A 23,309-nucleotide genomic window follows, 5' to 3' on the forward strand; every position below is an offset into this window, starting at 1 on the left:
AAAATTGATTTTGATTAAGATTGTATAAAAAATATTAAATCTTTGGGCTTCCTTTTTTGAATACCATAATTTTATCGGCTCAAATGTGTTCAATGAAACTGACCATTCTTATCAACTGTCCGGACCAATCGGGAATTATTCGTTCCGTAACCACCTTTATCCATCAACAAAAAGGCAACGTAGTGTACCTGGACCAGCACGTGGACAAGCAGGCGGGCGTATTTTTTATGCGTTTGAAAAGTGAATTTGAACAGGAACTGGACCTAACCAAATTCAAAAAAGAATTTAGTAGCGAGCTAGCTGAACGTTTTCATATGGAATGGGATGCTTATACCGATGTGTACAAGCCAAAAATGGCCATTTTTGTTTCCAAGTACAATCACTGTTTGTATGATCTATTGAGCCGTTACAATTCTGGAGAGCTTTCTGTTGAGATTCCTTTTATTTTGAGCAATCACAAGGATTTGGAATATGTGGCGGAACAGTTCAACATTCCGTATTTTCATATTCCTGTGACCAAAGAAACAAAAGACGAAGCAGAGGACAAGCAGCTGGAGCTTTTGGAACAATACGAAGTGGATTTTATTGTGTTGGCGCGGTACATGCAAATTGTATCACCAAAGGTGATTGATGTTTTCCCACAGAAGATCATCAATATCCACCACTCATTTTTACCTGCCTTTGCAGGGGCAAAGCCCTACCACGCAGCTTTTGAGCGAGGCGTGAAAATCATTGGCGCCACCAGTCACTACGTTACCGAAGATTTGGATGCTGGGCCCATTATTGAACAGGATGTTACCACAGTTTCGCATACGCATTCCGTCAAGGATTTTATCGCCAAGGGCAGGGATTTGGAACGTATCGTTCTTTCGCGTGCCGTGCAGCTTCACGTAGCTCGCAAAACGATGGTCTACAATAATAAAACCGTGATTTTTTCTTAGTCAAAGATTACGTATCTTCTAATCAACAATTTAATAGCAAATAAACACAACATCAATCATTTATAAATGAATCAAGATTATATACAACCCAATCCATGGAGCATTATTGAAGAAGATTTTGACAAAGAGCGTGTCAAATCTTCCGAAAGTCTCTTCAGTATAGGCAACGGAGCCATGGGGCAACGCGCCAATTTCGAAGAATCCTATTCGGGCCCCACTTTTCAGGGGAGCTATATCGGAGGGGTGTACTATCCCGACAAAACCCGTGTTGGCTGGTGGAAAAATGGTTATCCGGAATATTTTGCCAAGGTCATAAATGCCCCGAATTGGATAGGAATTGATGTAGAAATTGATGGTACTCCGCTGGATTTGGCTACCTGCTCCAATATCAAAAATTTTAAGCGTGAACTGAATATGAAAGAGGGGTGGTACCGTAGAAATTTTGTGGCCACCACGCCAAATAAAATAGAGATAGAGGTCGTTGCCACACGTTTTTTGAGTCTGTCCCACGATGAAGTCGGAGCCATCCAATTTGAAATCACCCCGCTGAATTCCAATGCCGAAATTGTTTTCAAACCCTATATTGATGCCGGTATCACCAATGAAGACAGTAACTGGGACGATAAATTTTGGAACACAACGGATATCTCCTGCGACAAAAACAGGGCCTTTATTGAATCCCATACTATGAAAACCCACTTTAAGGTGTGCACCTTTATGCAAGCGCATTTGGTTTATGGCGATGCTGTAAATGAAACTCCCGATACTTTGAACGAAAAGGAGCTTTCCATCGGTTTTGAGTTCCATCAAAACGTAAAAAAGGGAGAAAAAGTAAGTTTGGTAAAGTTTGGAGGGTATACGGTAGACCGAAACCATGATGCCGACAAATTAAAGCAAACCGCGAATCAAGCTCTGGACCAAGTATCTTCCCTTGGGTTTGATGGCCTTCTCAAAGCGCAGAAAAAAGCTTGGGCTCAGATTTGGGAAATGAGCGACATCCATATTGAAGGCGATGTAAAGGCACAACAAGGGATTCGTTTCAATATTTTTCAACTGAACCAGACCTATACCGGAACCGATTCCAGATTGAACATTGGCCCGAAAGGATTTACGGGCGAAAAATATGGTGGAAGCACCTATTGGGACACCGAAGCGTACTGCCTGCCATTTTATATGGCGACCAAAAATCAGGAAGTGGCTAGAAAATTGCTCAAATATCGCTATAACCACTTGGAAAAAGCAATTGAAAACGCGGAAAAACTTGGTTTTAAAAATGGTGCCGCACTCTACCCAATGGTCACGATGAATGGTGAGGAGTGCCATAACGAGTGGGAAATCACTTTTGAAGAAATCCACCGGAATGGAGCCATAGCCTACGCCATTTACAACTATACGAAATACACCCAAGACCATAGTTACATTCCAGAAATGGGGTTGGAAGTACTGATTGGAATTGCGCGTTTTTGGCAGCAACGGGTCAATTGGTCCGAACACCGCAAGAAATATGTGATGTTGGGCGTGACCGGCCCCAACGAATACGAGAACAACGTCAACAACAACTGGTACACGAACTACTTGGCCAAATGGTGTCTGGAATATGCCTTGGAACAATTGGAGCAGGTACAGCAAAATCATCCGGATGATTACAAAAGGGTTTTGGAAAAAACGAAATTGACCAACGATGAAACCGGGTTATGGAAAAAAGTTGCCGCACATATGTATTTTCCATATTCCGAAGAACACGGTGTTTACCTTCAGCAAGATGGTTTTCTGGACAAGGATTTGGTCCGCGTGGCGGATTTGGACAAAAAGGAACGACCCATCAACCAGCATTGGAGCTGGGATAGAATCTTGCGTTCGCCTTACATCAAACAGGCGGATACCTTGCAGGGGTTCTATTTCTTTGAAGACCATTTTACGGAGCAGGAACTGGAAAAGCATTTTGATTTTTATGAACCTTTCACCGTGCATGAATCGTCACTTTCGCCCTGCGTTCACTCGGTACAGGCAGCCAAACTGGGAAGAATGGAGCAAGCTTACACCTTCTATCTGCGAACTTCCCGATTGGATTTGGACGACTATAACAAGGAGGTCGAAGAAGGACTGCACATTACTTCCATGGCAGGGACTTGGATGAGCATTGTGGAAGGATTTGGTGGTATGCGTGTCAAGGACGGAAAACTTTCTTTTGCCCCTAAAATACCTGAACAATGGAATAGCTATTCGTTTAAAATAAATTTTAGGGATCGAATTTTAAAAGTAACGGTAACACAGGCAGGGACTAGATTTGATATTGATGAAGGAGAAGCCATTACCATTATGGTCAACGACGAACCAGTGACACTATCCAATCAGGATCAAAAATAATTCATCTAAAAATCTTGAATAATCAGTCGAATTGAAAGTATTCGAAGTATTTTCATAACATCTTAAAAATTTAACCATGAAAAGATTATTGCTATGCGTATTGGTATTTCAACTTGTAGGCTGTGCTGAACTGCAGCAAGTTGTAAACCAATTGCCCCAAGGAACCACTGGAATCGGAAACGACCAAATAGCCCAAGGATTACGGGAAGCCCTAAACATGGGCATTGAGAAACAAGTGGAGAAACTTACGAGCGAAAATGGGTTTTACAGAAATGAACTGGTCAAAATCCTGCTGCCCGAAGAGCTTCAAAAAGTGGACAAGACCTTGCGCGATGTTGGCCTATCCAGTTTGGCGGACGAAGGATTGCGAATCATCAACCGTGCCGCGGAAGATGCCGTTGGCGAAGCCACTCCCATATTTGTAGATGCAGTAAAAGGCATCACTTTTAACGATGCAAAACAGATTCTGTTAGGGAACGATAACGCAGCAACCCAGTATTTACAACGTGCCACGAAAACACAGTTGTACAACAAGTTCAACCCGATCATCAAAAATTCGTTCCAAAAAGTGGGCGCCGACCAAATCTGGAGCAATATTATTACCAAGTATAACAGCTTGCCATTGACCAATGATGTAAACCCGGATTTAACGGATTACACCACCAACGAAGCTTTGGAAGGAGTCTACACCATGATAGCGGTAGAGGAGAAGGAAATTAGGACAAAAGTTTCGTCCAGAACTACAGATTTGTTAAAAAAGGTCTTCGCGCTTCAAGATTAATCATAATTTTTTGACAAAAATGCAATAACTCAAAAAAGAAGGCGTTATAAACTCAATAATTAAGTGTAATTATAACAAATTCCTAAAGTTAAATTAACCTTGATCTAGAGGTTAAACTTGAATTTTGTACAAGTTATCTGAGTTAGCATTTTTTTGAGTTAGTTAGTTTAAAAACCGGTGTTGTTCACCGGTTTTTTGCTTTTTGGACTTTTCGGTACAATCCATCAAAAGCAATGGTGGCCGTGCCGTTATTTTCAAGGACCTCCCACAACTGCCTAACGGTTCCATCATCATTTTTGGTCCAAGTAATTCGGTTCGTATATGTTTTGCCGTCTTTTTCAAACGCTCCCGAAGCCAATATCATTTGGTCACCCTTCCTATTGCCCTTCAATTTTAGAACCGCGCCTGCATTGTCCACCCACAATTGCTCCCATTGATTGGTTTGGGCATTGAAAAAATTAAGGCTGGTCCCTGTATATCCAGCATTGGCACTTGTCCAGTTTTCCCGGATCACACAACCATCTTCCTCTTTGGCAATGCTACTGGAACCGGCAGGTGACCCATCTTGCGAGTTGACCACTTCCCACTCCCCTATCCAAAAATCGAAAGCACGGTGGTCTTCAGAACAGCAGTTACAATTTTGGGCATCTTGCGCAAACAAGGTAAGCTGCAAAAAACAAGCTAAAATGAATACTGATTTTCGCATTGGCTGCATTTATTTTAAAACTGTCCTTTTAAAGATACGTTAATTTTATCCTAACCCAATGTAAGCCTTCGCAGCAAAACCGTGGCAATACGTTAAATTTTAGATAAATTACCTGATTTATAGACGTATACCTGCAACCAACGTAGTCCATCAGCATCTTTTGAACGTATCTTTGTTATTAACGAATCTTGAGAGCTATGAACAATCAAAATTGTAAAGTAGGCGCCGTAACACCGATTACAGGTTTAAGCCAAGCAGCTTCCATTTTGGAGGTGATGCACCAAAATTTTATGGAAAAAGCAGCCAGCGTTGCTGCAAAGGAAAATCAGTTGGATGAGTTTTTCAAAAGAAAGGCACAGAGCATCAAAAAGATTTTAGAAAGCCTATAATCGGCATAGCTATGATCTATTTGATTTTGCTCAGTTCAATTTGCATTTCTTGCTGGATTTCGTATGCCTTTTTGGCAGCGGCTTCGGCAAAGTCATTGCCCGTTGATGCATAAATAATTCCTCTGGAAGAATTCACCAATAAACCTACATTTTTGGTGATTCCATACTTGCATACTTCTTGCAAACTACCTCCTTGTGCCCCCACGCCGGGAACCAATAAAAAGCTCTCAGGTACAATTTTTCGAATATCTTCCAAGTAAGAAGCCTTTGTGGCCCCTACCACATACATCAATCGTTCTGAACCCTTGTACGTTTTGGAAACGGACAACACTTCTTTGTACAATTCCTGCCCATCAACATTTTTGGTCTGAAAATCAAATGCCCCTTGATTGGAAGTCAATGCCAACAATATGGTGTGCCTGTCTTCAAATTCCAGAAAAGGCTCTACCGAATCTTTGCCCATATAAGGTGCAATGGTAATGGAATCAAACGCCATGGTCTCAAAAAAGGCCTTCGCATAGCGCGTGGAAGTATTTCCGATATCCCCACGTTTGGCATCGGCAATGGTGAAAATCTCAGGATGCTTGGTATTTAGATATTCCATGGTGCGCTCCAAGGACTTCCACCCCTCAATTCCATAGGCTTCGTAAAAGGCAATATTGGGTTTATAGGCCACACAATAGGAATGTGTAGCATCTATTATAGCTTTGTTGAAAGCGAAAATAGGGTCTTTTTCTTTTAGAAGATGTTCTGGAATTTTATCAATATCCGTATCGAGACCAACACAGAGGAATGATTTTTTTTGACGTATCTGGGCAATTAAATCTTCAATCTTCATTTTGATGGATTCTCGACCTTACTGGAACTTGGTTTTAACAACTTAAAATATCTCCGAAGCTTCTTTGAGTTTTTCCGTATTTTCCACCAACATCAACTCATCGATTATCTTTTGGACATCTCCATTGATGATATTCTGCAAATCGTAAAGTGTCAAACCAATTCGGTGATCGGTAACCCTTCCCTGTGGATAATTGTAGGTGCGGATTTTGGCCGAACGGTCACCACTGCTTACCTGTGAATTACGTTTTGCGGCATCCTCGGCCTGTTTTTTGGCCAATTCCATATCGTACAAACGTGCACGGAGCACCTTGAACGCTTTATCCTTGTTCTTGTGCTGGGATTTTTCATCCTGACATTGCGCCACGATACCTGTAGGTTCGTGGGTAAGTCGCACGGCAGAATAGGTCGTGTTCACCGACTGACCACCAGGCCCGGAAGAACAGAAATAATCTATCCGAACATCTTTGGGGTCTATCTGAACGTCGAATTCCTCCGCCTCAGGAATTACCATTACGGTTGCGGCACTGGTGTGTACCCTACCTTGGGTTTCGGTCTGTGGGACACGCTGTACACGGTGTACGCCCGCTTCAAACTTCAAAGTTCCGTAGACATCTTCGCCGTTTACCTCAAAGTGAATTTCCTTGTATCCGCCACTGGTACCTTCGCTCAAATCGATAACGTTGGTCTTCCAGCCTTTGGACTCGCAATATTTTGTGTACATACGGAACAGGTCACCTGCAAAAATACTGGCTTCATCTCCGCCCGTACCTGCACGGATTTCCATGACAACGTTTTTGGCATCTTCTGGATCTTTAGGAATCAGAAGAAACTTGATTTCCTCTTCCAATTTGGGCAAGGCACTTTTGGCCTCGTCCAGCTGCATTTTGGCCATTTCCACCATTTCCGCGTCACTACCGTCCGAAATAATTTCCTCAGCCTCCTCTATGTTATTGGTAAGGGTTATGTATTCGTCGCGCTTGTCGCTCAGCAACTTAAGGTCCTTATACTCCTTGTTCAGTTTTACGTACCTTTTTTGGTCCGCGATAATATCTGGCTGTATGATCAGGTCCGAAACCTCATCAAAACGCTGTTTTACGATGTTGAGTTTGTCTAGCATAAATCAATCCTCCTAATAGGAATGCGAATTTACGATTTTTTAGCGGGATTATTTTCTAACCAAATGAGGTCAGTTACCAACAAAAGTAGTCCCAAGCGTCACAATGAATGCATTTAGGCCATCACTCCGATCATATTGACTAAAACGGAGGTTGATGGTTTTCAGCCCAAAGTTCAGAACTCGAGCACTTGTAAAAATATCCTTGTATTGCACCCCTACCCCATATTGATGGGCGTCGTAATCGGACAAATCATAGTCCGAAGTATAAAACTCGTAGGTGGACAACGCTTCTTCCTTCGGATAAAAATAATCCGCCGCAGTTTGGGTGTAGTATCGGTAACTGGGATATACCGTAAACTTATCCGAAAGTTTGACCGGGGCTTCCAGACTGGCGGTGTGCGAGTTTACGCCCCAATCGTCCCAATAAAAACGGTAATAGGAACGCAGGATCACCAAATCGCTCAAATAATAATTCAATCGACCACCGACAGGTATTTTGAAACGATTCTCGGGCAATTGCTCCACATTGTCCGCCAATTGAAACTCATCAATATAAAAATCCTCAAAATCCGAAAAGTAAACGCGCTGGAAAGGTGTACTCAACAACCCGTTCTGGGAAACCACATCCATAAAAAGTGCTCCTTGTAATTTTTGGCTCAATATCTGCGAAAAACTTAGTGAAAGCGAATACGAATTCCTGTTTTCCTTGTCAAACTCCGTAAAAATTGGGCTGTAGGTCCCATTTCCCGTAATGCGGTCATCAAAAAAGCCATTCCGCAGCTCTATGGGGTATTGCGAGTTCCATTTATCCAAAAACACACGACCGCTCAGGGTGATTTCGGTATTCTTTTCATTAAATAATTTGGTAAGGCTACCGCCAAATCCCAGGGAAAAGTAATCGTATTCCGATGAAAAGTAGGCATTGGCGCTCCAAATCGTGTTCCTGTCTTCGGAACTATGCTGGTAACTTGGATTGATATAGACCAACATATCCTTTCGTGATTCTCCCGAAGAAGCATCAAAAGGGGTAACATTGAGTCCGCCGTCCAAAGGGTTGACATTACTGGATGATGCGGAAGTGTAGGCAGACAGGCCAACATCAACTGTTAAAATATCGTCTTCGTTCATGGGCATGCGCAGTACGATGCTGGAGGTGGCATCGGTCAATTCTTCTGTACCCTCCCCTCCTGTTACAGCGGCATTTTGCCCATCTTGATTGTAATAACTGAAAAGTAAATCTACCTCGCTTGCTTCCAAAACCCTACGCTGGTAGGAGTTGTCGCCTTGTTGAGACCAGCCGATGAATATCGTCAAAAAAAAGAAGATTACGGAAAAGGATTTTGTTGATCTGGACAACTGAGTCATGAGGTTTTAGGTTGATTAAGCTAGAATCTGGTCAATTACATCCGCATCCGCCCCCGGTTTTACCGCCATTGGCACCAGCCGAAGCCTCCCTGTAAATATGGAAATTGGTCTCGAACCGTTCACATGGCCTAGCGCTCAGTTGCATCTCTTCAGCGTTCACGTAGACTTTGTCGTATTCACGTACTACCACGCAGGAACTGGAGAAAATCAAAAGCAACAATAAAAAAAGAGGTTTTCCCATACCATAAATGTACTAATTCGTATCGAACATAATCCCTGAACTCCGATGAACTTTGTTCTCGGAATCCACCACAACGGCCTCCACCCCATCAATCTGATTGATCATGTGCAGACCAACATCGCGCCCCATGGTAAAAACCGCGGTCGCCAAAGCATCGCACAACTCGGCCTGCTTGGCAAAAATGGATACACTGTTGACCCCCTTGGTCGGGTAACCTGTCCTTGGGTCAATAATGTGCGAATATTTTTCACCGTTGAGCGTAATGTATTTTTCGTAGTTCCCTGAAGTGGCCACTGAGGATTCCACAACCGGCAACCAACTGAACACTTTATCCTTGCTAAGCGGGTTAGCTATCCCAACCAACCATTTTTCTCCCGTTACCTTGGTGCCCCATGTGGTGAGGTCGCCAGAGGCGTTTATGATTCCACCCTTAACGTCCTTTGACACCAATAGCTCTTTGGCCTTATCGGCGGCATACCCCTTGCCAATGGCACCAAATCCGATTCGCATTCCCTTTTCCGGAAGGTAAACGGTTAGGTTATCCGTATCCAATTTGATTTTTTTGAATCCCACCTTTGACACGGAATTCTTGATTTCCGCCTCACTCGGCATCTTATCCATGGAACCATCAAACTTCCAGATATTGTCCATGGACGCATAACTTATATCAAAAGCACCATCGGTTATTTCGGATATTTTGATGGCTCGCTCGATCAACCCAAAAAGCTCCTGGCTCACTTTGACAGGTTGAATCCCTGCATTTTTGTTGATGAGGGAGGTTTCCGAACTTTCGTCCCACGATGAAATAATTTTTTCTATCCTTTCAATTTCGGATACGGCTTCGTCTATGTTGATGTAACCAATTTCCTCGTTTGGCGCCACCACGGTTATCTCGAACCGGGTACCCATTAATTTTAGGGTCTTTTTTACGGTAACGTCCGTTTGCCCCAACTGCCCGAACGACAGCAGGCAAGTAAGACTGCATGCTAGGGCAACGAGGGTTTTCATTTTAGAAATCTGTTTAAGGTCTTAATATATTTTTCGGGACTGGTGCGGGCCACAAAGCCGGTGGTGCCCAAAACATGTTGGTCCTTGTCCATTACCACCACTAACGGAAAATAACCCTTTGGGTTATATTTTTCGGCCAAGGATTTGTTCATTTTCAGCTTCTCCTCGGGCAGTTGGTTCTTCTTTTTTCTGGGAAAATCCGCATCGTAGAGCACATAATTTTCCAAAGCATAGGCCTTGAACTCATTACTATCAAAAATATGTTTCTTTAAACGGATGCACGGGGCACACCAATCCGATCCCGAGAAAACCAGAACAATAGGTTTGTCCTCCGCAGACGCCTTCATAAGCGCGTCATCAAAACTTTCTTGCCATTGTTGTGCCTGAAGCATACCACAGCAAGCAAATAGAAGTATGTAGGTTATTATTTTCATTCCATTTGGGACTTAAAAACTATTCATAAACCCGTAACATGGAACCATCGAGTTCCGTATTATAAACCTTCAGCGCTTTAGCGGGGGTTCCATCCACTTGATTCAGCGGGGTTCCATCTTGGTCAAACCTTGAACCGTGCACATCGCAATAAAAAATACCGCCGCTCTGGTCCACAAAACGCACCTGATCATAGGATTGATGACTGCAAACTTGACTTGCCGCCACATATTCGCCCTGCAGATTTCTGGCAACTACCACCAAATTCTTTAAAATAAAACCACCGTTTTGGGAAAGATTGGATGCTTCTGCAGAAGTAAGGTCAATGGTAAAATCGACACCGGTGGGCTCCTCTACCAGATTTCCGTCAATTTCGTCCTTGGAACACCCTTGTAAACAGGGAAATGTGAGGGCAAAAGCGGCACCGGCTCCCAAACTTCGGAGAAACTCTTTTCTTTCCATAGCAATAAGGTTTATATATTAAAACGCTATTTCTGGAGAAATCGTATGCTAGTATTCAAACTTGCCGTACGCGCTTTGGATGGTCAATTTTTTGCTTTCGGATGGTTCCACACGCCCGATGATCTGTGCGTCTACTTTAAAACTTTGGGAAATAGCGATAATGTCTTCCGCAACCTGCTCATCTACATACAGTTCCATTCGATGGCCACAGTTAAAAACTTGGTACATTTCTTTCCAATCTGTCCCCGATTGCTCTTGAATCAATTTGAACAAAGGCGGAATGGAAAACATGTTGTCCTTGATGATGTGGAGATTTTCCACAAAGTGAAGAATCTTGGTCTGGGCACCGCCACTGCAATGCACCATTCCATGGATTTCTTTGGATGAATATTGCTCCAACACTTTTTTGATGATGGGCGCGTAGGTTCGCGTGGGCGACAACACCAATTTACCTGCATCAAGCGGTGAATCGGGTACTGTATCAGTCAATTTTGTGTTGCCCGAATACACCAATTCCTCGGGAACGGACGCATCAAAACTTTCCGGGTATTTCTCGGCCAAATATTTTGAAAAAACATCATGGCGGGCGGAAGTCAGTCCATTACTGCCCATTCCTCCATTATATTCGGTTTCGTAACTCGCCTTTCCGAAGGAAGCCAAACCTACGATAACATCTCCGGCCTTGATATTGGCATTGTCAATGACGTTCTTGCGGTCCATTCTGGCCGTTACGGTGGAATCCACGATGATGGTACGCACCAAATCACCCACATCTGCAGTTTCGCCCCCCGTGGAACGGATGGTAATCCCATGTTTGTCCAAATCGGAAATCAACTCTTCGGTACCATTGATGATGGCCGAAATAACATCACCCGGAATCAAGTTTTTGTTCCGCCCAATGGTAGAAGAAAGCATAATATTATCGGTGGCACCAACGCAAATCAAATCATCCACGTTCATGATAAGTGCATCTTGCGCAATCCCTTTCCATACCGAGACATCACCAGTTTCTTTCCAATACATGTATGCCAAAGACGATTTGGTTCCTGCACCATCGGCATGCATCACCAAACAATGCTCCTCGCTCCCTGTTAAATAATCGGGCACAATTTTGCAGAACGCTTTCGGGAATAGTCCTTTGTCAATGTTTTTTATGGCGTTGTGCACATCTTCCTTCGAGGCAGAAACACCTCGTTGCGCATATCTTTTACTGGTATCCGATGACATATGAAAGGTTTGGGCAAAAATAACGGAAAGCCATCAAACTATTGATATGCTTTCCGTGTTTTCAATTTTTCTTGATCGTTCTATTTGGAAAACAACATTTCGCGGTATTTGGTAAATGGCCAAAACTCATCTGCGATCAATTTCTCCAAAGTATCGGAATGCTCTCTGATTTTTTCAAAATACGGTCTCACATTATTGCAATAGGCCTGGGCCTTTTTATCCACGGCCGACATGCCATTGGCTCGCCTTCGGGCATCGGCCATTTCATCGGTCAATCTTTTGATTTCCACAATGTGCTCACCTATCTGCTCCAAAATGTTCAATTGCCCCTCGGCGACTTTTTTATGTGCCGCACCATAGACCTCTTTAAGTCCACTGATATTCTCCAACAACAAATTTTGATACTTGACGGCTGCGGGGATGATATGGTTGTAGACCATTTCGCCCAATACCCGACCCTCTATTTGAATATGGAAGATGTAGGCTCCCAGCTCCACTTCCTTGTGGGCCTTGAGTTCCACTTCGTTCATCACATCCATCTGCTTGAAAAGGTCGATACTCTCCTTTGCTGTGATTACTTGAAGGGCCTCCGGCGTATTTTTATTGAAGCTCAGCTTTCTTCTTCTGGCTTCTTCCTGCCATTCCACACCGTAACCATCACCCTCAAAACGGATGCGCTTGGAGGTTTTGATGTATTCGCGCAGCACATTGAAAACGGCTTCGTCCTTTTTGAGGTTTTTCTTGTCGATCAACACATCGACCTCTTTTTTAAAGTCGGTCAACTGCTTGGCCATGATCGTATTGAGCATGGTCATGGGCTTGGCACAGTTCATCTTTGCCCCTACGCCCCGCATTTCAAACTTGTTGCCCGTGAAAGCGAACGGCGATGTCCTGTTTCTATCGGTGTTGTCCAATAAAATTTCGGGAATCTTCCCTACCACGTTGAGTTTGAGCTCTGTTTTTTCCTGTGGCGACAATTTTCCTTTGGAAACGCCCTCCAATTCGTCGAGCACATCGCTCAGTTGTTTTCCGATAAATATGGATATGATGGGCGGCGGTGCTTCGTTGGCACCCAACCGGTGATCATTGCTTGCGGAGGCAATTGACGCCCTTAACAACTCCTCGTAGGTATCCACCGCTTTGATGGTATTCACGAAAAACGTTAAAAACTGTAGGTTTTTCATGGGCGTTGAACCGGGACTCAACAGGTTGACCCCTGTATCTGTGGCCAACGACCAGTTGTTGTGCTTGCCCGAACCATTGATTCCCGCAAATGGCTTTTCGTGGAACAGCACCGAAAAATTATATTTATCGGCAATCTCTTCCATCACATCCATCAACAATAGATTATGATCTACGGACAGGTTGGCTTCTTCAAAGACCGGGGCCAGTTCAAACTGGTTCGGGGCCACCTCGTTGTGACGGGTCTTCACCGGGATGCCAAGTCTGGTGCACTCTTTTTCCAGTTCGCTCATAAAGCCCAGCACCCTGGCGGGTATCACTCCAAAATAATGGTCGTCCAACTGTTGTCCCTTCGCGGAAAAACTTCCCACCAAGGTTCGTCCTGTCACGGAAAGGTCCAATCGGGAATTCACCAATGCTTTGTCTATCAAAAAGTATTCCTGCTCCCACCCCAATGTGGCGTGGACCTTTCTCACATTTTTATCAAAATATTGTGCCACTCCGGTGGCGGCTTGGTCTACAGCCTGCAAAGCTCGAAGCAAAGGTGCCTTGTTATCCAATGCCTCTCCCGTATAGGCCACGAATATGGTAGGTATACAGAGCGTTGTTTTATAGATAAATGCCGGGGAGGTCGGGTCCCATGCGGTATATCCTCTTGCCTCGAAAGTATTTCGGATTCCACCGCTCGGAAAACTGGAAGCATCGGGCTCTTGCTGTACCAATTGTGCGCCCCCAAACTTTTCCATGGCCTTGCCGTTTGGGAGAATATCAAAAAAAGCATCGTGCTTCTCCGCTGTTGCTCCCGTTAATGGTTGAAACCAATGCGTATAGTGCGTGGCTCCCATGGAGAGCGCCCATGCCTTCATGCCCTCCGCCACTTGGTCGGCAATTTTTCGGTCTATTTTGGTGCCTTGGAAAATGGCCGATTTTACTTTATCGAATGCTTCAGCTGTGAGAAATTGAAGCATCTTGTCTTCATTGAAAACATTTTTTGCGAATAGGTCCGATCTTTTACCGGTTTCATCAATATTGATATGTTCCCTATTGCGGCTTTCGACCAAAGCTTGAAATCTTGTTTTCGGCATATTCAATAATTTTTAATTTTCAAATCTACAATTAAGAATTTAATAATTTAAACTTCAAAAATTACTTTTTTTTCATTCAACCCTGATTAAAACAGGGGTAATATAAATAATAAAGACAAGTTTGTGATTTTACCCCCATAAAACATTGATAATTAAATGAAAAAACTATTTTTGTTAATCATAAAATTGAGAACGATTAACTACCAGAATTATGAGCAAATCTAAATTAGAGTATCTATGGTTGGATGGTTATGAGCCAACAGCCAACATTAGAAGCAAAACTAGAATTGAGGAAGATTTTAGCGGTAAATTGGAAGACTGCCCTACGTGGTCCTTCGATGGTTCTTCTACCAAACAAGCCGAAGGTGGTTCCTCTGACTGCCTGTTAAAGCCTGTTGCGATTTACCCCGATCCAGCAAGAAGAAATGGTTATTTGGTAATGACCGAGGTGTTGAACCCTGATGGAACCCCGCACGAGAGCAACTCCAGAGCTACTATCGATGATGAAGATGACGACTTCTGGTTTGGATTTGAACAGGAATACTTTATCATGGACACTGCAACCCAGTTGCCATTGGGCTTCCCTGTTGGAGGTTATCCAGGACCTCAAGGTCTATACTACTGTTCCGTTGGTGGAAGAAACACTTGGGGCAGGGACCTAGTTGAGGAGCACGCCGACCTTTGTTTGGACGCTGGTCTTCAGTTTGAAGGTATCAACCAAGAGGTTGCTGCCGGACAGTGGGAATTCCAATTGTTCGCCAAAGGTGCCAAAAAGGCCGGTGATGAAATTTGGGTGGCACGTTACATGCTACAAAGATTGACAGAGAGCTATGGTTACTATATTGAGTACCACCCTAAACCTATCAAAGGTGATTGGAACGGTTCCGGTATGCACGCCAACTTCTCCAACGAGCTTTTGAGAACTTGCGGATCTAAAGAAATTTACGAAAAAGTATGTGAAGCTTTCCGTCCAGTGACCAAAGAGCACATTGCCGTTTATGGTGAGTACAACGATGAGCGTTTGACAGGTAAGCACGAAACTGCTTCCATCAGTGATTTCAGCTACGGTGTATCCGATAGGGGCGCTTCCATCAGAATCCCGATCTTGACCGTTGAAAGAGGTTGGAAAGGATGGTTGGAAGATAGAAGGCCTGCTTCCAATGCTGATCCGTACAAAGTTGCGGCCGTAATCGTAAAAACGGTAAAATCCGCAAAAGTATCATAAGCACGTATATAAATTAGTTGTTGATTATAGATGAAAACCGTCCCGCTCTTTGGGGCGGTTTTTATTTTATGGTAACATAGATGAAGGCTGCGTAAAAAGCCAGAAGAATCAACCCATCCCGCCAACCCAATCGCAGTCCCTTTGGAAAGAACACCAGTGGAAGAACAAGAAACGATATCCCCAGCATCCAAAAGATATCACTGGACAACAGACCTTCGTCCATTACTGTTATTGGGGTTATTATTGAGGTAATGCCCAGTACGGCAAGAAGGTTAAATATATTGGAACCGATCAAGTTCCCAAGGGATATTGCCTTTTCCTTTTTCAATACCGCGATTACCGATGCTGCCAATTCCGGGATGCTTGTACCCACGGAAACAATCGTAATACCGATCACGCGGTCACTGACACCGAACGATGAGGCGAGTCCCACGGAGCCATCTATCAACAATTCGGAACCTCCCCACAATGCGGTTCCCCCAATCCCCAAAAACAATACAATCTTATGTAAGGGCAGAGGTACATCGTCCTCGGGCATTTCGTCCACAACGGCCGGTTTTTGAAACCTTAGCAAATACACCAAAAACGCAAATAGCATTGTCACCAGTACGATTCCTTCGTATTGCTGAAGTTGCCCATCAAAATAAATAAAACCGGCAAACACTAACGAAGCCAACATCATTACGGGCCAATCTGTTGTATAGAAGCTTTTGCGCACATCTATGGCGCCCATGATCACTGTTACGGCCAAAACCAATCCCAAATTGGCGATATTGGAGCCGACCACATTACCTAGTGCAAGGTCGGGAAAACCATCGAGCGCCGCTTTTATGCTAACTATCAATTCCGGGGCGGAGGTGGCAAAGGAGACCACCGTCATACCTATTACAATTTTGGGAATATTGAGCCGAAGCGATAATCCAACTGCGGACTTTAGCAACCAATTTCCGCCGGCTATCAACAAAGCCAATCCCAAAACAATAAACAATATATTTCCCAAAGCAGTGATTTACGGTCAAAGATAAGATATGAGACGTGCATGGATGCAGCATCGTCCAAAAATTATAACTACAAAAATAGTTAATAAACTATAAAAATAGTTGTTTAACTAAAATATTAGTATTAGGTTTGAACCATATAATTACAACATCATGCAAAAATTGACCAATAAGGAAGAGGAAATCATGAAGATCCTCTGGGACCTCAAAAAGGCTTTTGTCAAGGAAATCCTTGAGGAGATCGATGGTGAAAAACCACATTACAATACCTTATCCACTATTGTGAGGAATTTACAGGAAAAAGGATTTGTTGATTACGAAGCGTTCGGCAATACCCATAGATATTTTCCCGTGGTCAGCAAGGAGGAGTACCGAAAAAAATATGTGAATGCCGCCATTGCGGATTATTATAACGATTCCTTTAAAAGTTTGGTCTCCCACTTTGCGCAGGAGGAGAAAATTTCCATCTCGGAACTCAAAGAAATTATTGACTTAATAGAAAAGAAGAAATAATGGAACCGATATTCATGTACCTTTTACAGTCCATCCTTATCTCTGGAGGTTTTTTGGCTGTTTACCATATCCTCTTAAAACGCGATACGCTTTTTAAGGAAAACCGTTTGTTCCTGCTGTCGGGATTGGTTTTGGCCTTTGTGTTCCCTCTTGTCAAAATACAGAAAAACGTGATTGTTTCCAGGCCCGAATTGGTCCAAACAGGGGAACAATTGGCCCAAGTTGCCGCAGCGGCCACTGACAACGGTTGGTTTACGTTGCAGAACATTCTTGTTGCCATATATATCGGGGGATGTGCTTTCTTGACGGTAAGATTAATCATGAAACTGATAGCCCTAAAAAAATTGGCGAAAAACGCCCGCAAAAGAAAGGAAAGGTCTTTTATGCACATGGAAACGGAAAGAAAGATATCGCCTTTCTCTTTTTTCAACTACATTTTTTATAACCCACAACTTTTTGAGCCCAAAGAGCTGCATTCGGTACTGGAGCACGAAAAGGTGCATGCCAGACAATTTCATACCGTGGACATCCTGTTTTTGGAGGTGCTGAAGATTTTTTTCTGGTTCAATCCCATATTATGGCTGTACAAAGGTGCGGTAAAGCAGAACTTGGAGTATTTGGCAGACCATTTTGCCATTGCCCGCACCGAGGACAAAATATCCTACCAATACCTAATGCTTAAACAGGCGGTGGATGCACAAGAATACACTTTGGCCAATTCATTTTATAATTCATTAATCAAAAAACGAATAGTTATGTTAAATCAAAATCAATCTAAAAAAGTAAACGCTCTTAAAACCTTGGTCATGGTTCCTTTGTTGGGCCTGTTCTTGGTGAGTTTCAGTATCGAAGAAAATTATCTTTACAAGGATCTGGACAGCATTGAGAGCGTAATGGAAGGCAATACAGTGAAGGATGACAAAATGGTAGAGTTGACCATTGATAAAAACACTACCGATACCGAACTGGACAACATTAAAAAAGATTTGTCCGAAGAGGGCATAGATTTTAGCTACACCACGGTAAGGAACGATAACAAGGAAATTATCGAGATCTCGCTACAGTTGAGCGGAGAGAATGATGAGGGCAAAAAAGTGAACGGAAATTACAGTAGCAATTCCGATGGCCCAATCGGTCCAATCACCATTATTTATGATGATGAAAGCAATGCGGTATCCTTTTGGAATGCAAAAAAGGACAACAAAGTAAGTATCCGTAAAATAAAGGGAACCGGAGCAGTGACGCTGGATGAGAACTCCGAAATCACTGTAAAAGGAAAGGGTAAAAAAAGGGTCGTAGTAGTCAATGGAGAAGAGCTGAGTGACGAAGAGGTTGAAAAATTACATATTGAGGATGGTTCCTCCATTCATGTTAGTCGAGGCGATGGTGAGGACATTAAACATGTTACCATCAAAAAAATTGAAAAGAAGGGCACCGGCAAAAACCTGACCATTATAGATACAGATAATGATGAAGATGTATTTGTAAAAAGGAACAAGAACGTGATGATCATCAAAGATTCGGACGATGACGATGACATCGAAGTGATCAGCGGGGATGATGATGCCAGTTACTTTTTTATTGATAATAACGGAAAAGATAAGCCACTCTACTACATTGATGGTAAAAAAGCCAAATCAAAGGACATTAAAAATATGTCCCCGAACGATATAAAAAGTATGAGCGTTTTAAAAGGTGATGCAGCGATTGATAAATATGGCAAAAAAGCCAAAAATGGAGTTATAGAGATCACCACCAAAAAAAATGAATGACCACAGCATAAGCGCTTTTTGAATAGTCAAGGGAACCGTCTTTTAAGGCGGTTCTTTTTTTTTTCATACAAACGAAAACCCAAAAAAACGACCATTTTCAAACGAAACTTCCCTAGGTTTTCAAAAAATGGATAAAAAAGCCCCTACAATTCTTACACTATTATACATAAAATTGAAAATATGATTACATTTTAAAACTTTTTGCTAGGGAGTATGTTTCAGTTGTAGCTGCAACTCATTTTTAAGAATACAATCTCGTATTCAATTGCATTATTTATTGTGTAATTACTTGGAATGATGACTTTTATCATTCTATATTCGAGGAAACAACGATAAAATAATTGTTTTTTCAAACCTAAAATCAATCAAAAAATGATAGCAATTGTAAAGTTTTTCATCACACTTCTTGTGCAACTCTTAACGGTGATATTCATTTAAAACCGCGAAGGGTTGCTACATTGCTATCGACCTTTACATTTTGTAAACGGCTTTACCTATATTTGTTAAAAGCAATGTAGTTATATGTTTTACAAGATCTTGGCAAAAATCAACAAAGCGTTACTGCCCTCCTATTCCAAAAAAGGATTGGACTTGGCAAAAGCTTCCAAACTACAAATGGCCATTATAGGTTGGCGTTACTTCGTTACAAAAAATGCATTGGATTAATACTGGAGCAGTACTTTTTTCTGGTATTGCTTTATTTTTTCCGCTCCGTTCAAAAAAGTCAGTTCGATTAAAAAATTGCACTGTATCACTTCCCCTCCCAATTGTTCCACAAGTTTACAAACGGCTTCTGCCGTGCCCCCCGTGGCAAGCACATCATCGTGAACCAAAACCTTTTCACCTTTTTCAATGGCATCTGAATGGATTTCCAATGACCCTGAGCCATATTCCAGTTCATAAGACGCTGCAATGGTTTTGTATGGAAGTTTGCCCGTTTTACGCACCGGCACAAAACCGGCCCCAAGTTTCTCGGCAAGTAGCGGTGCAAAAATGAATCCCCTACTATCCACTCCCACAACTTTATCCACTCGCGCATTCCCCGTAAAACCCAGTAATGCCTCTGCCGCTTTTTGCAATGCTTCCGGGTGTTTTAACAATGGGGAAATGTCCTTAAAAACAACCCCTGGCTTGGGGAAGTCCTCAATATCACGAATGTAAGATGCAAAATCCATTTTTTTGTGTGCTAGGGTTTTGTGGTAAAGTTAAAAAGAAATATATTTGCAGCCCTTAAATAAGGCCGCGTGGCGCAACTGAATAGCGCATCTGATTACGGCTCAGAAGGTTGCAGGTTTGAATCCTGCCGCGGTCACTAAAGGGGATTTTCCACAAATTTGATGGAAATTCCCCTTTTCTATTTCCTTGCAATTATCTGAAAATGAGGATATTGCACCAAATATTTCATTGACACGAAAAGTTTGAACTAGCTTTTTTTTGAAGTTATACGCAATCCCGTCAGGGAACACCATATATTGTACGGCCCTTTTGGTTTCCAAATCGCCTAACTCCCACAATTTAGGCAGGTTACAGGCATAACCAAGTGCCATCTTTACCGATTTTTTGAGGTTTGAACTATTGATCCCCCCATTTTCCAGTTTTACTTCCAGTTCCCTTTGTTTCGCTTTTAGTTCCGGCATAAAAAGGTCGTATTGCGACTTCGTGATTTCATTTAGTACAACAAACCTTCTTTCCAATGTATGAATACGTTCCCCGATCTGGCCGAGTTCCTTGGTCAATCGCCTTTGGTCTTCTAGAGCTTCTTGATTTTTATTAATTAAGGTGTCGTGAATTATCGCCGTTAATGGTTCGATATACTTTCTATCTGCTATTTTAAACCTCCCTAATACGTTTAAAAATTCGTCATGCAGCTTTTTGGCACTTCTGTTCTCCTTGCTTCCTTTACGCCTATTCTTGTAATAATACAGGCCCTTTTTCTTTACGATAAATCCAGTGTAAGGTGTTCCGCAAACCGAGGATCTGACGAACTTTTTCAATGGCAGGTTTTCATCGTCGAACGAATATTTCTTCGGTGAATTCCCTGCGTGAAGCAAATCATGGATTTTAAGAAATACTTTCTTTGGTATTAAAGCTTCATGTTTTCCCGGAATTACCTCTCCCGGAATCAGACTATTGACAATAAGCCCGCAGTAAAAAGGGTTCCTGAAAAGGTCGGTCAGTTTTTTTGCGTTGATATTCAAGCCCTTTTCTTCCAAGCGTTTTGCAATCTCGACATGGGACATATTTGCGTTCGCCTTCCACAAAAACGCTTGCTTGAGTAGTCTTCCTTTTTTGGTAATCACGAAATTAGGAACCTTCCCCTTTCCGGGATTGGCATTGGTGTAACCAAAGGGATAAGCTCCCGTCCAGTATCCCTTCCGTAACTTCTCCTGCATGCCCGTAATGGATTTGTCCCTGCGGATTTGGTTGTCGAAGTGGGAAAACATGTGGAAAAGATTTTCCTGGAACGTACCTGCGCTTGTTGTAACATCGATTTCCTGGGTGGCCGAAACGACCGCTATTCCCTGTTTCTTTAGTTGCCCACTGATATATGCACCGTTCGCGCCAGTTCTTGAAAACCTATCGTAGGAATAGACAATGATATAACCGATGTTCTTTCGTCGCTTGACATAGCTTAGCATCTTTTGGAATTCCCTACGTTCGTCGCTCTTTGCCGATTCATAGGTTCCCCCGAAATATTCGATTATCTCTAGCTTTTTTCTGATCGCATACTCTTGGCAATATTTGAGTTGGGTAGTTAGACTGGCATTGTTGTCAAATTGCTCTTTGCTGGAAACACGGGTGTAAATGACGGCCGTATTACTTTTACCTATGATTCTTCCCTTTTCCTTCTTGGCAAATTGCTCGAATACCTCTAAGTCCATATGCTATCTTTTTGGGCCTGTAAAACCCTTTTTTCTTTTATTCCCGTCCTCAAAACCCAAGTTGAAATTCTTCGAAAGGTTTTTTTTTTGACCTATTTCATTTTGCATTCTCTTGATCGATGTATCATAGAAAAAGTTGACTATCGCCAACATATTGTTGTGCTTCTCGGAAGCTTTGAGTGCATCGATATATTCCTGCCTATCCTCCTTTAAAATAATGATATGGGGATGTTTGAACTTCTCCAGAATAAAATTGGACAGCAACCGGCCTAACCTTCCATTACCATCCGGAAAGGGATGGCTGTAAATGAACATTTTGTGGAATATGGCGCTCAACTCCAAAGGGTGGGTTTTTTTGTTTTTGATGGCATCGTCAAAACTGGCCAGAAGCCTTGGCATGTTCGCTATGGCCTTTTTGGTGTCACGGAATACCGTATCACCGGCCGCCATTTGGGTCTTGGCATATTCCCCGGGTTTGTGGCCTTTATAGGGCAATGTATTTTTGGTCAATATTTTATGTACCGTTCTTACGAAGGATTCGTTGAAATCGGAACCCTTGTTTTTCAGGATATAATCGTAGGCATTGAAATGGTCCATTATTTCGAACGCTTCCAGTAAGGTCTTGTTGACAAGATTAACGGCATACCCCTTTTCCTTAAGCTCCCTCGTGTCGTCCACGCTGAAGCTATTGCCCTCTATACCACAACTGTGGGCGGAAAACAGGATTTCATTGTATCTCCTGAAATCATCGGCATCAAAGGCCGATACGATCAATTTATCATATTTCTCCTTTAGGGAATCGTATTTTTTTCTGGTTGCGACGAACGGATCCTTTCCTTCCATGGGCTATTTGAATTTTGAATCGATTTCTATTTTCTTTTGGGCCTGTCTTTCGGCTTTCCAGAACACTCTTTTTCGAAATGGCCTCAAATGTTTGGCCCATTCTCCACTTGCGGTCAACATTCTTTTGGTTCCCGTTCTCATTGTTCGACCTTATTTTGGTTCAGGACCTTGTCCTCGTTCTTTACCAGATAATCAAAGGCCTTGTTGACCAGTTCGTTCAGTTTCATTTTTTCCCTTTCGGCCATTATCGAAAGTTTTCTGTGGATTTCACTGGATGTACGGATATTGAACACGCCCCTATAAAACCTGTTCGGTTCTTTGCCAAGCTCCTTGCAGGTTTCAAGATAATCGTCAACGGATTCTTCAAAGGCTTTCTTCAGCTCTTCAACGGACCCGCCCTCATAGCTGACCAAGTCGTTTATTCCGATAATTTTTCCGTGTAGCAGCCCGTCCCGAGAACTATACTCCACGGAACCGAAATACCCTTCATGTTCCAAATTATCCGCCATTGCTTCTATTTTCCTGATCCGCTTTATTCCCTATTGTTTCGTTCGTTCACGAACATAATCCTAAATCCACCCATTATCAAAGATACTAAAATGCAACTATTATTTAGTTGCTGTTTTTTAAATTTAATCTTCGTCTTTACTTACCTTTTGGACATGGTCACAGACTATGTTGGCAAGTGCTAGAAGTTGTTCTACGATTCGCTCCGCATCTTCTACCGAACAATCCTCAAAACCTTTGTAAGTTCTAAGCCATGTACTGTTGAATACTTTGTTTTTCTGCTTTGGCTCGACTGTTGAGTTCGACATTTTCCATACATATCGGCAGCTCCCGTGTCTTGAAGGTGACTTCCGTATTTGTGAAAGCAGGCTTTAATTTACCTTTTTTTGTTATTAGATTCTCCAGAACCCATTATTTTATTCCATA

Annotated in this window: 25 protein-coding genes and 1 tRNA gene; 9 read left to right on the forward strand and 17 right to left on the reverse strand. The window is 42.6% G+C overall.

Annotated elements, in window-relative coordinates; all coding sequences use genetic code 11:
• Window positions 1-92 precede the first annotated feature (92 nt).
• From purU to GVT53_RS11795, 3 genes are all read left to right on the forward strand, one after another.
• Window positions 93-941, forward strand: a complete 849-nt coding sequence (gene purU / locus GVT53_RS11785) for a formyltetrahydrofolate deformylase (RefSeq protein WP_166248814.1) — start codon at window positions 93-95, stop codon at window positions 939-941.
• A gap of 66 nt (window positions 942-1,007) precedes the next feature.
• A complete protein-coding gene (locus GVT53_RS11790) occupies window positions 1,008-3,308 on the forward strand; it encodes a glycoside hydrolase family 65 protein (RefSeq protein ID WP_166248815.1) in 2,301 nt (766 codons plus the stop codon).
• A gap of 76 nt (window positions 3,309-3,384) precedes the next feature.
• Window positions 3,385-4,089, forward strand: coding sequence for a DUF4197 domain-containing protein (locus GVT53_RS11795; RefSeq protein WP_166248816.1), 705 nt, complete (start codon window positions 3,385-3,387; stop codon window positions 4,087-4,089).
• A 184-nt stretch (window positions 4,090-4,273) separates the two neighbouring features.
• On the opposite strand, the gene GVT53_RS11800 is transcribed toward GVT53_RS11795, so the two are convergent.
• Window positions 4,274-4,795 (reverse strand): hypothetical protein, encoded by a 522-nt coding sequence (locus tag GVT53_RS11800; RefSeq protein WP_166248817.1) that lies wholly within the window; start codon window positions 4,793-4,795, stop codon window positions 4,274-4,276.
• 197 nt (window positions 4,796-4,992) lie between these two features.
• Here GVT53_RS11800 and GVT53_RS11805 point away from each other — a divergent pair, with 197 nt between their 5' ends.
• Entirely contained in the window at window positions 4,993-5,184 is a 192-nt protein-coding gene (locus GVT53_RS11805) for a hypothetical protein (protein WP_108246487.1), read from the forward strand.
• A gap of 16 nt (window positions 5,185-5,200) precedes the next feature.
• Here the strand turns inward: GVT53_RS11805 and pyrF are convergent, their stop codons facing one another.
• The 9 genes from pyrF to GVT53_RS11850 form a co-directional block, all read right to left on the reverse strand.
• Entirely contained in the window at window positions 5,201-6,022 is an 822-nt protein-coding gene (pyrF, locus tag GVT53_RS11810) for an orotidine-5'-phosphate decarboxylase (RefSeq protein ID WP_166248818.1), read from the reverse strand.
• A 42-nt stretch (window positions 6,023-6,064) separates the two neighbouring features.
• The gene (gene prfA / locus GVT53_RS11815; RefSeq protein WP_108246485.1) at window positions 6,065-7,141 is read right to left on the reverse strand and encodes a peptide chain release factor 1; all 1,077 of its coding nucleotides are present in this window, start codon (window positions 7,139-7,141) and stop codon (window positions 6,065-6,067) included.
• Window positions 7,142-7,210: 69 nt separating this feature from the next.
• Window positions 7,211-8,506 carry a DUF3570 domain-containing protein gene (locus tag GVT53_RS11820; protein ID WP_166248819.1) on the reverse strand — a complete coding sequence of 432 codons (1,296 nt, stop codon included), beginning with the start codon at window positions 8,504-8,506 and terminating at the stop codon, window positions 7,211-7,213.
• Window positions 8,507-8,537: 31 nt separating this feature from the next.
• The gene (locus tag GVT53_RS11825; protein WP_166248820.1) at window positions 8,538-8,747 is read right to left on the reverse strand and encodes a DUF4266 domain-containing protein; all 210 of its coding nucleotides are present in this window, start codon (window positions 8,745-8,747) and stop codon (window positions 8,538-8,540) included.
• Window positions 8,748-8,759: 12 nt separating this feature from the next.
• Window positions 8,760-9,755, reverse strand: a complete 996-nt coding sequence (locus GVT53_RS11830) for an FAD:protein FMN transferase (RefSeq protein WP_166248821.1) — start codon at window positions 9,753-9,755, stop codon at window positions 8,760-8,762.
• Window positions 9,752-10,189, reverse strand: a complete 438-nt coding sequence (locus GVT53_RS11835; RefSeq protein WP_166248822.1) for a thioredoxin family protein — start codon at window positions 10,187-10,189, stop codon at window positions 9,752-9,754. The genes GVT53_RS11830 and GVT53_RS11835 overlap by 4 nt, the downstream gene beginning before the upstream one ends.
• 19 nt (window positions 10,190-10,208) lie before the next feature.
• Window positions 10,209-10,649: a QcrA and Rieske domain-containing protein gene (locus tag GVT53_RS11840; RefSeq protein ID WP_166248823.1), complete on the reverse strand. Its 441-nt coding sequence runs from the start codon at window positions 10,647-10,649 to the stop codon at window positions 10,209-10,211.
• Between the two features lie 48 nt (window positions 10,650-10,697).
• Complete coding sequence (locus tag GVT53_RS11845) at window positions 10,698-11,876, reverse strand: AIR synthase related protein (protein ID WP_166248824.1); 1,179 nt, start codon at window positions 11,874-11,876, stop codon at window positions 10,698-10,700.
• Window positions 11,877-11,956: 80 nt separating this feature from the next.
• Window positions 11,957-14,143 (reverse strand): glutamine synthetase III family protein, encoded by a 2,187-nt coding sequence (locus tag GVT53_RS11850; RefSeq protein WP_166248825.1) that lies wholly within the window; start codon window positions 14,141-14,143, stop codon window positions 11,957-11,959.
• A 211-nt stretch (window positions 14,144-14,354) separates the two neighbouring features.
• On the opposite strand from GVT53_RS11850, the gene GVT53_RS11855 reads away from it, so the two are divergent.
• Window positions 14,355-15,368 (forward strand): glutamine synthetase beta-grasp domain-containing protein, encoded by a 1,014-nt coding sequence (locus GVT53_RS11855; RefSeq protein ID WP_166248826.1) that lies wholly within the window; start codon window positions 14,355-14,357, stop codon window positions 15,366-15,368.
• Window positions 15,369-15,429: 61 nt separating this feature from the next.
• On the opposite strand, the gene GVT53_RS11860 is transcribed toward GVT53_RS11855, so the two are convergent.
• Window positions 15,430-16,368, reverse strand: a complete 939-nt coding sequence (locus GVT53_RS11860) for a calcium/sodium antiporter (RefSeq protein ID WP_166248827.1) — start codon at window positions 16,366-16,368, stop codon at window positions 15,430-15,432.
• Between the two features lie 151 nt (window positions 16,369-16,519).
• Here GVT53_RS11860 and GVT53_RS11865 point away from each other — a divergent pair, with 151 nt between their 5' ends.
• From GVT53_RS11865 to GVT53_RS11875, 3 genes are all read left to right on the forward strand, one after another.
• The gene (locus tag GVT53_RS11865) at window positions 16,520-16,879 is read left to right on the forward strand and encodes a BlaI/MecI/CopY family transcriptional regulator (protein WP_166248828.1); all 360 of its coding nucleotides are present in this window, start codon (window positions 16,520-16,522) and stop codon (window positions 16,877-16,879) included.
• Entirely contained in the window at window positions 16,879-18,651 is a 1,773-nt protein-coding gene (locus tag GVT53_RS11870) for a M56 family metallopeptidase (protein ID WP_166248829.1), read from the forward strand. The genes GVT53_RS11865 and GVT53_RS11870 overlap by 1 nt, the downstream gene beginning before the upstream one ends.
• 522 nt (window positions 18,652-19,173) lie before the next feature.
• Window positions 19,174-19,317 carry an SsrA-binding protein gene (locus GVT53_RS11875; protein ID WP_166248830.1) on the forward strand — a complete coding sequence of 48 codons (144 nt, stop codon included), beginning with the start codon at window positions 19,174-19,176 and terminating at the stop codon, window positions 19,315-19,317.
• On the opposite strand, the gene GVT53_RS11880 is transcribed toward GVT53_RS11875, so the two are convergent.
• Window positions 19,314-19,826 (reverse strand): adenine phosphoribosyltransferase, encoded by a 513-nt coding sequence (locus GVT53_RS11880; protein ID WP_166248831.1) that lies wholly within the window; start codon window positions 19,824-19,826, stop codon window positions 19,314-19,316. The two genes, GVT53_RS11875 and GVT53_RS11880, sit on opposite strands and share 4 nt — an antisense overlap.
• A 63-nt stretch (window positions 19,827-19,889) precedes the next feature.
• On the opposite strand from GVT53_RS11880, the gene GVT53_RS11885 reads away from it, so the two are divergent.
• A tRNA-Arg gene (locus GVT53_RS11885) sits at window positions 19,890-19,963 on the forward strand.
• Here GVT53_RS11885 and GVT53_RS11890 read toward each other — a convergent pair.
• The 5 genes from GVT53_RS11890 to GVT53_RS11910 form a co-directional block, all read right to left on the reverse strand.
• Window positions 19,929-21,533, reverse strand: a complete 1,605-nt coding sequence (locus tag GVT53_RS11890) for a recombinase family protein (RefSeq protein WP_166248832.1) — start codon at window positions 21,531-21,533, stop codon at window positions 19,929-19,931. The genes GVT53_RS11885 and GVT53_RS11890 overlap by 35 nt on opposite strands.
• Window positions 21,534-21,536: 3 nt before the next feature.
• Entirely contained in the window at window positions 21,537-22,376 is an 840-nt protein-coding gene (locus GVT53_RS11895; RefSeq protein ID WP_166248833.1) for a Fic family protein, read from the reverse strand.
• A gap of 3 nt (window positions 22,377-22,379) precedes the next feature.
• Entirely contained in the window at window positions 22,380-22,517 is a 138-nt protein-coding gene (locus GVT53_RS11900) for a hypothetical protein (RefSeq protein WP_158657159.1), read from the reverse strand.
• On the reverse strand, window positions 22,514-22,885 hold the full coding sequence (locus tag GVT53_RS11905; RefSeq protein WP_166248834.1) for a type II toxin-antitoxin system HicB family antitoxin: 372 nt from the start codon (window positions 22,883-22,885) through the stop codon (window positions 22,514-22,516). The genes GVT53_RS11900 and GVT53_RS11905 overlap by 4 nt, the downstream gene beginning before the upstream one ends.
• Window positions 22,886-23,008: 123 nt before the next feature.
• A complete protein-coding gene (locus GVT53_RS11910) occupies window positions 23,009-23,191 on the reverse strand; it encodes a hypothetical protein (protein ID WP_166248835.1) in 183 nt (60 codons plus the stop codon).
• Between the last annotated feature and the right edge of the window lie 118 nt (window positions 23,192-23,309).

The organism is Flagellimonas oceani, assembly GCF_011068285.1.
GTDB classification, from domain to species: Bacteria; Bacteroidota; Bacteroidia; order Flavobacteriales; family Flavobacteriaceae; genus Flagellimonas; species Flagellimonas oceani.